At 47.6% G+C, this 9,351-nt stretch carries 9 protein-coding genes; 8 read left to right on the plus strand and 1 reads right to left on the minus strand.

Features of this window, described 5'->3' with window-relative positions:
- The 3 genes from D1831_RS14960 to D1831_RS13280 form a co-directional block, all read left to right on the plus strand.
- Positions 1-83 (plus strand): IS3 family transposase (locus D1831_RS14960; RefSeq protein WP_341483886.1); only part of this gene is annotated, 83 nt, incomplete at its 5' end.
- A 61-nt stretch (positions 84-144) separates the two neighbouring features.
- Positions 145-807: an EAL domain-containing protein gene (locus tag D1831_RS13275; protein WP_125073341.1), complete on the plus strand. Its 663-nt coding sequence runs from the start codon at positions 145-147 to the stop codon at positions 805-807.
- Positions 804-1,934, plus strand: a complete 1,131-nt coding sequence (locus D1831_RS13280; protein ID WP_125073342.1) for a GGDEF domain-containing protein — start codon at positions 804-806, stop codon at positions 1,932-1,934. The genes D1831_RS13275 and D1831_RS13280 overlap by 4 nt, the downstream gene beginning before the upstream one ends.
- A 110-nt stretch (positions 1,935-2,044) precedes the next feature.
- Here D1831_RS13280 and D1831_RS13285 read toward each other — a convergent pair whose 3' ends face one another.
- Complete coding sequence (locus tag D1831_RS13285; RefSeq protein WP_125073343.1) at positions 2,045-3,634, minus strand: Nramp family divalent metal transporter; 1,590 nt, start codon at positions 3,632-3,634, stop codon at positions 2,045-2,047.
- A gap of 402 nt (positions 3,635-4,036) precedes the next feature.
- Here D1831_RS13285 and D1831_RS13290 point away from each other — a divergent pair, with 402 nt between their 5' ends.
- The 5 genes from D1831_RS13290 to D1831_RS13310 form a co-directional block, all read left to right on the plus strand.
- The gene (locus D1831_RS13290) at positions 4,037-4,549 is read left to right on the plus strand and encodes a hypothetical protein (protein WP_125073344.1); all 513 of its coding nucleotides are present in this window, start codon (positions 4,037-4,039) and stop codon (positions 4,547-4,549) included.
- Positions 4,550-5,036: 487 nt separating this feature from the next.
- The gene (locus D1831_RS13295; protein WP_125073345.1) at positions 5,037-5,279 is read left to right on the plus strand and encodes a cytochrome b5 domain-containing protein; all 243 of its coding nucleotides are present in this window, start codon (positions 5,037-5,039) and stop codon (positions 5,277-5,279) included.
- Between the two features lie 200 nt (positions 5,280-5,479).
- Positions 5,480-5,983: a DUF2798 domain-containing protein gene (locus D1831_RS13300; protein ID WP_125073346.1), complete on the plus strand. Its 504-nt coding sequence runs from the start codon at positions 5,480-5,482 to the stop codon at positions 5,981-5,983.
- 253 nt (positions 5,984-6,236) lie between these two features.
- Positions 6,237-7,169, plus strand: a complete 933-nt coding sequence (locus D1831_RS13305) for a DMT family transporter (RefSeq protein WP_125073347.1) — start codon at positions 6,237-6,239, stop codon at positions 7,167-7,169.
- Positions 7,170-7,617: 448 nt separating this feature from the next.
- Positions 7,618-9,351, plus strand: a 1,734-nt coding sequence (locus D1831_RS13310; RefSeq protein ID WP_125073348.1) for a collagen-binding domain-containing protein, incomplete at its 3' end; no start/stop codon positions are given.

The following is a 9,351-nucleotide window of genomic DNA, read 5'->3' on the forward strand; positions in this document are numbered from 1 at the left end:
ATAACTACAAGCGTCGCCAAGAAACACTAAATGGCATGACCCCGAAAGAATTTCGGAATCATGCCATTCTAAAAACTGCATAGCTATTTTAATTATTTGAACTGTCTACTTGACTCGGAGCAGTCCCAAATGAGGTTTGATACAATGTACCGTTTTTTTGTTCAACCACAAGTTGATCAGCAGCGGAAAGTTGTTTTTGGTTACGAACTACTCCTTAGACAAGAAACGAACGGGCGCTGGAGCGTGCCCCAGTCCTTTACGGCGTTATCGTTAGATCAACAGGCCCAACTGTTGGAACGGGTGGCTGGTCAGTTAAAAACGCAGGTCACCAACCAGACGTTGGCGTTGAACTTAAACCGTGAACAAGCTGAAGATGAACAGATGCTGGGAACCATTATCTATTTAAAGAAGCGCTTGAACCCGGCGGCGTTGACCATTGAGTTGACGGAGAACCCGACCCTGTATGAAGCACAGAAGTACAGCCTGTTTTTTCACCAGTACGGAATTAAGTTGAGTATCGACGACGTGGGGACCGGTTCCAATACTTACGAAAAGATTGAATCGATTTTGCCATTCGTGGACCAAATTAAGTTTGCGATGCAGAACTTTCGTTCGAGTGGTGAAGCGGAACGGATCCCCGGTGAATTGGCATTTTGGCACGGGGTGGCCCAGCGTTTTCACCTGGAATTTATTCTTGAAGGGATTGAGGATGAACGCGACCAAGCGATGGCTGAACAGCGCGGCATTCTTTGTTACCAGGGGTATTACTACGGCAAGCCGTACCTGGTGGAGGATAACGCAGTATGACGTGGTCGTATTGGCGGGTTGCCCCCTTTATAACGAGTATTTTCTTTATTTTAGGTGTTTTGACCCTGTACTGGGTCCTGTATAACTGGTTGATTGCGTGGGTTCATTCACGGCGAATCAACATTGACGACAGCGTAGTCAATGCGTGGCACGGCGTGGTGTACATGTTGGTATTTGTATTTGTGATGCAAACGACGGTGGTGGGAACTAACGAGAGTTGGCAATTTATGAACTTTCAATTAATTGCGTTAGTCTTCTGTAGTTATTTCCTAAATATCCACATTCGTTATTACGCATTGTTACCAGTGGTCATTATTTACATGGTGTTTAACCAGTCAATCTATTACTGGGAGTCGTGGCTCTACGCGGGGGTGATGATCCTGCTGTTTTGGACCATGAACTTTTTACGGGTCTGGTTAGTCAAAAAGCGCTATGCTTGGGCCTACTACCTGTTGACCGTAAGTGCGTACGGTGCCATTTTATGGCTGTTTGTGAAGGTAAAGTTTGCCTTCAGCTGGGACATTTACTGGCAAGAACTCCTGTATTTGGAAGTATTCACGATTTTACTGTACGCGTACGTCAACATGATCACCAAGGACAGTGAGTTAAAAGTTCAATTAACGCAGTTTGCGAACCACGACGCGCTGACCCGGGCGGAAAACTACGCGGCTTATACGGCCCAAATCAAATACCTATTCGCGGATAGTGCCAAAAATAACTTGAGTTTGTCGATGATGATGTTTGATATTGACCACTTTAAGGCGGTTAACGACACTTACGGGCACTTAGCCGGTGACCGGGTACTCCAACAGGCCACGACGATCGTTCAGACGGTTTTGGACGCTAACGATCCCCAAGTTAAGTTATACCGGACTGGTGGCGAAGAGTTTAACGTGCTGTTCCAGGGGTACGATCTGGCCAGTACCAAAACGATCGTTGACCAGATTTTTGCCGCCATCAACCACTTAGTCGTTAAGTACAATGATCAGCAGATCCACGTCTCAATTTCCGTTGGGGTCGCGCAGTTACACCCCGGTGATGCTGATCCCCAGGCGTTTTATAACCGGGTAGATCAAAACTTGTACTATTCTAAACGGCACGGGCGAATGCAAATTACGGCAAAATAGACGCTTTACACGGCAAAAAAATAATTTATAAAAAAATGCTCCGAATCGGCACCAGTTCAACCTGGCAGCGATTCGGAGCATTTTTTAGTTTAAAATCTCACTTAAAGGGGTTACTTAGTGGCCTTATCAGCCGCTTTAGCCGCCCGTTGCGCAAGGTAGCGTTGGTTGCCACGGTGTAATTCGATGATCGTCCAGGTCAGCAGCGCAATGATGATGACGATCAAAACGGCGGCAATCACGTTGGCGATACTCGTCTGCGTTTTGGTGGGGTTGTCACCAAAGAACCCGGCAACTTGGGGTGCCAAGCCGTACATGTTAAGTCCGGTCAACGAAATGACGGATAACCAGCCGAACCCTTTGATCCACCAACTGTTCTTGAAACGCTGGCCCATCTCCGCGGCGCTGTCAGTCATCATGAGGAGTGGCAGCATCGAAAACGGTAACGCGAAGGCTAAGAAGACTTGCGAGTTGTTCATTAAATCGTTGAGGGCCACGTGCTCGTCAAGGGCACTCTTACCGCTAGTCATGACGACACAGATCAAAACGGGGATGACGGAAAGCAAGCGGGTGACTAGGCGCCGTAACCAGAGTGGCATCCGCATGTGGATAAAGCCTTCCATGATGACTTGCCCGGTCAGAGTCCCGGTGATTGTTGAGTTTTGCCCGGAAGCCAGCAGCGCGACCGCAAACAGGGCGGATAACACCCCGGACTTGGCCACGCTGATCAGGACCCCGTTACTCAGTGACGAGGTGTTGGACAGTGCTTGGTACAACCCAAAGAACGACGGGTCTTTAACGGCGCCGGTCTTAAAGACCGCAACACCGGTAATCAGCAGTAATGCATTAACGAAGAAAGCCGCCGTTAGCTGAATGTTGGAGTCCAAGCTGGCAAACTTGACGGTCCGTGCCACGTCGTTTTCATCACTGTGGTCGATCTTGCGCGTTTGGGAAATCGCCGAGTGCAAATAGAGGTTGTGGGGCATCACGGTCGCACCGATAATACCTAACGCCCCGCTTAACGGCGTCATGCCGGCAACCGTGCGGCTGTTAGAAAAGGTTGCGCTGGTCGGAACTAAGCCGGTGATCACCTGGCCCCAGTTAGGAGCGGACAAGACAACTTGGTAAACGAAAACTAGTAGGATCACTAAAATCAGACAAACCACGATGGCCTCGATTTTGCGGAAACCAATTTTGGTCAGCAGTAATAATAGCAAAACGTCAAAAACGGTAATGAAGACCGCGATGACTAAGGGGATACGGAATAATAAGTACAGTGCGATCGCCGCGCCAATAACTTCTGCAATGTCGGTCGCCATGATGGCAAATTCGGTTAAGAGCCATAAAACAATACCGAGGGATTTACTAGTCCGGGCCCGAATGGCTTGGGCGAGGTCCATCTGTGTCACGATGCCAAGTTTAGCCGCCATGTATTGCAGTAACATCGCAATCAAACTTGAAATCAAGATCACGGACATTAATAGATAGGAAAAGTTTTGCCCACCGGTAATGGAAGTTGACCAGTTCCCGGGATCCATGTAACCGACCGCCACGAGTGCACCCGGGCCCGAGTACGCGAAGAGTGTTCGCCAGAAACCGATGTTTTTTGGTACGGCGATCTTGCCGTTGATCTCTTCTAGGGACGGACCGTTGGCGTACTCGATGAGTTTATGTTGCCGATTCTTTAGTTTGGTGTTGACCATGACTAAATGACCACCTTTCTTCAAAATCTGCACCCATTGTAGGCGCCCTTTGCTCTGAATTAAATAAAAGTTAGGGTTAACTCAACTTATTCGTGATTTTTTTACAAACTAACGGTTAGGTTAAGAAACTAATGATTGTGCACAAATTAGTCGAACCCGGTGAAAGTGGGGTGTGTGTAAAATCAAAATTGTTTATTAATTGATTTTACGAACTAACGGTAACAAGTGTAAACGTTAACAAAATCATCGAAATAACCAGCCAATTGGTGCAAAATATGGTACAGTCTATGATGAAAAAGAGATTATCAACGGCTTCAACTAATCATTAGGGTAAGTTTAGAACGGTATTTTGTGATGTGATGCTCAATAGTTATAAGACACACAACGTTAGGAAGTGAATCCATGAAACCTTTGATTCCAGCGGTAACCCCGCTAATTGATTACCACCAATTTCGCCGCAACGATTCCATTCTTAACTCGGCGACGTTGCGTTTTAAGCACAGTCGCTTACGCTTGCGGGGACAAATTTTGTCGCCCGTGGCGGGGCGGGTCGTCGCAATTGATAAATCTCGGCGGTTACTGTGTTTTAGGGCTCAGAATGGCACCATTTATTGGTGGCGCTTGGCGTTGATTTGGCCAACGTGCGCTTTCGTTCCGTTTCAGTTGATGGTTAAAGTTGGTGACGAGGTTGTCGTGGGGCAACCGCTGGCAGTAATGGTGAATGTGTGGGGACCCGCACCAATTATGGTTATGGTGGTTCAACAACGACTTAATCAGCTGGTCGCCCTGTTACGGGCACAACAGCGTGTTAGTTTAAAGTTGGTGCGGTACGTGGAAAGTGTTTTGACGCGGACGGTCCTTAACCTAACGGGTAATCATCAGGTCAAAATTATTGGACCGCCCTGGGAAATATAGCAAGAGACACCGGTTCGGGGTATTAAAAGATTGGTGTCACGCTAAGAACATTTTTAGCAGTGGCTAAGGTAGGCGATAATTCGCCATTGGGGCAACATTAGAAAATGGCCCTTTAATGTTGGTTCACAAGGTCGCTAGTTCAGACGGTTGTGCTAGCGTCGCTGATGAAATATTAGGCCGGCCTCCCCGTTAGTTGGTTAGTAGTACTGGGCTTGTAGTAGTTGTACTGCTGGAAAAGGTGGGTTTAACAGTGTGAATAACGACCGGTAAAAAACGCAGTTGAGTTTTGATGGTTCACGCTGGTTAGAACTTTATAGTGGTCAAATAGTTAGGTCGTGCGCAGCGAATCGATTTCAGGGGGCTGAAGTCGGTGGGCGATCGACATTTACGGTGGTTTAAGGTAATTGTTGCAATCTTGAAAGCGGATTACTTGCTTTTACTTGGCAGTCCAGTTTAAGCTTAATTAAACTGTGAAGGAGTGATTTGTATGAGTGAAGCAACGTTTAACCAAACCGAATTGGCAAAGTATGATGGTCAAGCTGGTCAACCCGCGTACGTGGCCGTTGACGGCGTCGTATACGACGTTACGGGCATCGCCGCGTGGGCTGGTGGTAAGCACCACGGTAATTTAGCGGGTCGTGAATTAACGGCCGTTATTGATAATAAATCACCGCACGGTCGCAGCGTACTCAAAAAGTTAAAAGTAGTTGGTCAGTACGTGGCTAACTAGTTTTATAGCTGTTGGTTTGCTAATCTGACTTATTAAGCTAGTGCCGCTCTTAACCGGTACTGAAATCATCGGGGTGGTCGCAGTTGATTGCGGCCGCCCTTTTAGGTTGTTATAAAATTCTCATTGAATTCTAACTTACGAAGAGTGGTGTGGTGGTGCTATAGTTAGCATTCGATACTAAATTAGGAGTGTGTACTTTAATGCCACGGAATTTAAAAGAAGAAGTTGTGTTTACGGCCATTATGGCAGGATTGATGGTGCTGGTGATGACGGCCTACAACGTCGCAATGGCCCAGGGATTCAGCGATGGCCTAGTCATGGCAATTTTAAGTGGGTACCCGCTTGGTTTAGTCGTTGCTATCATTTTAGATTTATTGGTCGTGGGACCAATTGCCAAAGGATTAGCTTTCAAATATATCATTAATGATTACATGCGTAAAAAGACCGTTTTAATTGGGATCACCATCTCAGTGTTAATGGTGCTCGGCATGGTAACTTGCATGTCCCTATTTGGGATTGCGGTGGAAGGTAAGTTGGCCGGTGGACACGTCCTTGCGACGTACGGCCATACTTGGATTTTTAACTTGATCGTTGCGTTACCGTTACAGTTGATCATCGTGGGGCCAATTGCCCGCGGGGTTCTGGGTAAAATGCAACAAGCAACTGCTGAAACTAAAGCGGCTGCCAAACCTGAAGAAGACTAAAGTTAAAACACGTACGGTCCCGGCGGCATTACCGCTTTGGGGCCGTATTTTTTTACGATGTGACAAAAAAGCAACCAAGTTGGAACAAACTGACTTTTTCCCCCTTCTCGACACCATTATTTTGCGACTTAAAGTTTTGTCCAATCGCTAACGTATAAGTAAAATTAATTATTTTACGAACCGTGTGACTAAGCCCCGCTTTATTGGAACTAGTAGCATTAATTTGTTAACAAGTATTAAGGGGGCTAATTTAATGGTAATCCTAGCGTTGATCCCGTTACTGATAGGTAGTGGGTTGGCCGTACAAACGGCCGTTAACTCGCAATTACGGCGGTACGTCCAATCACCATACCTGGCCTCGGCCGTTTCGTTTGCAATTGGGACCGTATTTTTGACGTTATTAACCGTTGGAACGGGGACGTCACTCGCTATCCGGTGGTCAGTGGTTGTGAATAACCCGTGGTGGATCTGGTTAGGCGGGTTACTCGGCGTGGTCGGCTTGACCGTTAATTTATTATTATTTCCGCGGTTAGGAAGTATTCAAACGGCGGTCTTGCCGATTTTTGGTCAAATTGTGATGGGCGTTTTGATTGACCAGTTTGGCTGGCTAAACTCACCCCGGTTGCCACTAACCGGGGTTAAGGTCGGGGGACTCTTGTTAGTAACGGCGGGGATGTTCGTTGCCACGGGGGTGCTAAAACGCCGGTCAGATCCGTCCCGCGGAACACGTCCTCAGCAGTGGCCGTGGCGAGTCCTGGGTATCGTTGCCGGGTCAATGGTTGCGGCGCAAGCGGCCATTAACGGCCACCTGGGTGCTATTTTGAACTCGCCAATTCACGCGGCCACGGTTTCCTTTACGATCGGGACCGCCCTGTTAGTTTTACTCGTATGCGGACGTCACATCCCGTTACGTCCGTTGATGGCCGCCGTTCGTGCGGGGCGTCAGCGCTGGTGGATCTGGTTAGGTGGTCTACTAGGCGCGGCTTACGTATTTGGCAGTGCCTGGCTGGTCCCCCGGATTGGAACGGGCCAGGTTGTCGTCATCGCCCTGTTTGGCCAATTGTTTTTTAGCGCCGTCATTGAGCAGTTTGGCTGGTTAGGGGCCCCCGCTGAGCGGGTGGGTTGGGGCCGACTATCAGGACTACTGATCATGTTTGTGGGTGTTATTGGGGTGCACTTTTTTTAGACATTGAAAGAAGTCCACTAATTTGTATAACCAGAAACCGGTTTACTAAGCGACGCTAATGTCCTCTTCAGCTAAGAAAATTGTCGAAACGGGTTTTAAAAGTCAGCGGGTTCCGCTTAACCACGTATATCAAAAATCCAAGCCCAGGATTATTCGCCATACGCCGTTAATGCTCACCCGCTAACCGACTTTTGGCACACTCTGTTATTTTCTGAAAGCGGTTAAAAATATTGATTAGGGTGTGAACGAAGTTATGGTAAATAAGCTTCATTCGTTCAAAGCGATTAAACGGATAAATCGTTGCTGTATCTATCTTTTTGACGATTATTTTACTAATTAATCCATATAAAATATATTATTTTGAAGGTTGAATGTTATGTAAAAAAGCGTGAAAATAGGGGTGTAATAAAGGATAGTTAACAAATATAAATTTTAGGTGGGATTGATGATGGAGCGTAAACGGACACATTTTAAGATGTATAAAATTGGTCGTCGCTGGGCGTTTGCCTGCGCGGTGATTTTAACGTTAGGTGGGACCACGTTAGCGGCCCGCGCGGACGGTACCGCGACGAGCAGTGCTGAAAGCACGAGTTCGAGTTCGGTTGTTGAATCGGGTTCTGACAGTTCAACGTTGTCGCCGTCCAATGCGTCAGCGGAGAGTAAAATTGAAAGCGGTGGTAATCAGACGGGGACGACCACGGCTAGTTCAACTTCTGAATCTTCAAGTGACAGTAATCAAGCGCCAACGGATAAATCCGGTAGTGTGAGCGATGCTGACGATAGTTCTAACGCCAGCTCGACTAATACTCAGTCAACCACCAATGCCAGTGGGACTAACAACACCAACGACATCAACAACACCAACGACACTAGCGACGTAACGGGTGCTACTGATTCTAAAAGTAATCAGCAACAAACACCGGTCGCGACGAGTTTAAAGTTGGCGGCACCCGCCGCGACTTCAACTCAGGATCCGGCCAGTGGCAGCGCGAGTGACACCAATACTGGCGCGTCAACGACTAGTGCGACCAAAACGGAAAATTCCGCCGTTAGTGATGGTGGAACGGTTGAAGAAGATTACCCGGACCTACATAACATGCTCGGGGTTTCCTCGCAATTTCATATTTTTGCCCGGGAAGCCGAACTGAATGCACATACTAACGGGAACATTGCCGTTGGAACCCTCTCCGGCAACGTCAACTTTGGGACCAACATTATTGAAGAATTATTAGATAAGGATATTTCCTATATTCAAAACATTAATAAAATTGCCAGCAGCTCGTTTGTTTCTGCCGGGGATACGCGCAGTAACAAGGTGATTTTCGGTGAAAACGTTGATATTGACGTTTCTAATCCGAACCGGCCGAAGGTTAACGGCATCGATATCGATCACTTATTAGCGTCGGAAGTTTATCAAGATAAAAACGGTAACGTCTACATCGATTTTGATAAGGAATTTGCGAAGCTGGAACAACTTAGTGGGAGTTTAAGCAAGCAAAATCCACACGTTAACTACACGAGTAACGATTTTGAAGATATGAATAACCGGGTCATCGACGTCAGTGACCTGCAGCCCGACGAAAACGGCCACATCATTGTGAACCTGTCCGCCGACGTCCTGGCAACCAGTACGCCGTTAACGATCAAGGGATTATCCGCGGATAAGGATGGCAACACCGTTATCATTAACGTGGACACGGCTGGTAACCAGGACTACCACGTCAATTCACAAATTAAAGTCATTTACGATGACGGCACTGACCGGAATAACCAGGAAACCGAAGACTTTGGGGATAATCACCTACTGTGGAATTTCTACGATGCGACGGCGAGTGACCAACTGGCCAGTGGTGTGATTTCGATTGACCGACCGTTCCAAGGAAGCGTTTTGGCGCCTAAAGCTGAAGTTGTCGCTAACCAAAACGTGGACGGGAACATTATTGCCAATAAGGTGGTTGTGAACGCCGAAACGCACCGCTGGGATCTTCAGGATAACGTGGATAACGAGAAGGACCCCGATCCTGATCCAGCAGAATTTGAAAAGCCAGTCCACCCAACGATCACTATTCCGGGCTTACCAGAAGAACCAGAACCGGAAACACCGGGGGAGACTGAAGAACCGGAGCCCGAAACACCGGAAGAACCAGAACCGGAGACGCCGGGTGAAACTGAGGAACCGGAA

Source organism: Lactiplantibacillus garii (assembly GCF_003885105.1).
Taxonomy (GTDB): domain Bacteria; phylum Bacillota; class Bacilli; order Lactobacillales; family Lactobacillaceae; genus Lactiplantibacillus; species Lactiplantibacillus garii.

What these genes read in the sequence shown, in the direction of transcription:
- D1831_RS13280 (WP_125073342.1), top strand. Translation starts at nt 804, where the DNA reads ATGACGTGGTCGTATTGGCGGGTTGCCCCCTTTATAACGAGTATTTTC.
- D1831_RS13285 (WP_125073343.1), bottom strand. Translation starts at nt 3,634, where the DNA reads ATGGTCAACACCAAACTAAAGAATCGGCAACATAAACTCATCGAGTAC.
- D1831_RS13275 (WP_125073341.1), top strand. Translation starts at nt 145, where the DNA reads ATGTACCGTTTTTTTGTTCAACCACAAGTTGATCAGCAGCGGAAAGTT.
- D1831_RS13295 (WP_125073345.1), top strand. Translation starts at nt 5,037, where the DNA reads ATGAGTGAAGCAACGTTTAACCAAACCGAATTGGCAAAGTATGATGGT.
- D1831_RS13305 (WP_125073347.1), top strand. Translation starts at nt 6,237, where the DNA reads ATGGTAATCCTAGCGTTGATCCCGTTACTGATAGGTAGTGGGTTGGCC.
- D1831_RS13300 (WP_125073346.1), top strand. Translation starts at nt 5,480, where the DNA reads ATGCCACGGAATTTAAAAGAAGAAGTTGTGTTTACGGCCATTATGGCA.
- D1831_RS13290 (WP_125073344.1), top strand. Translation starts at nt 4,037, where the DNA reads ATGAAACCTTTGATTCCAGCGGTAACCCCGCTAATTGATTACCACCAA.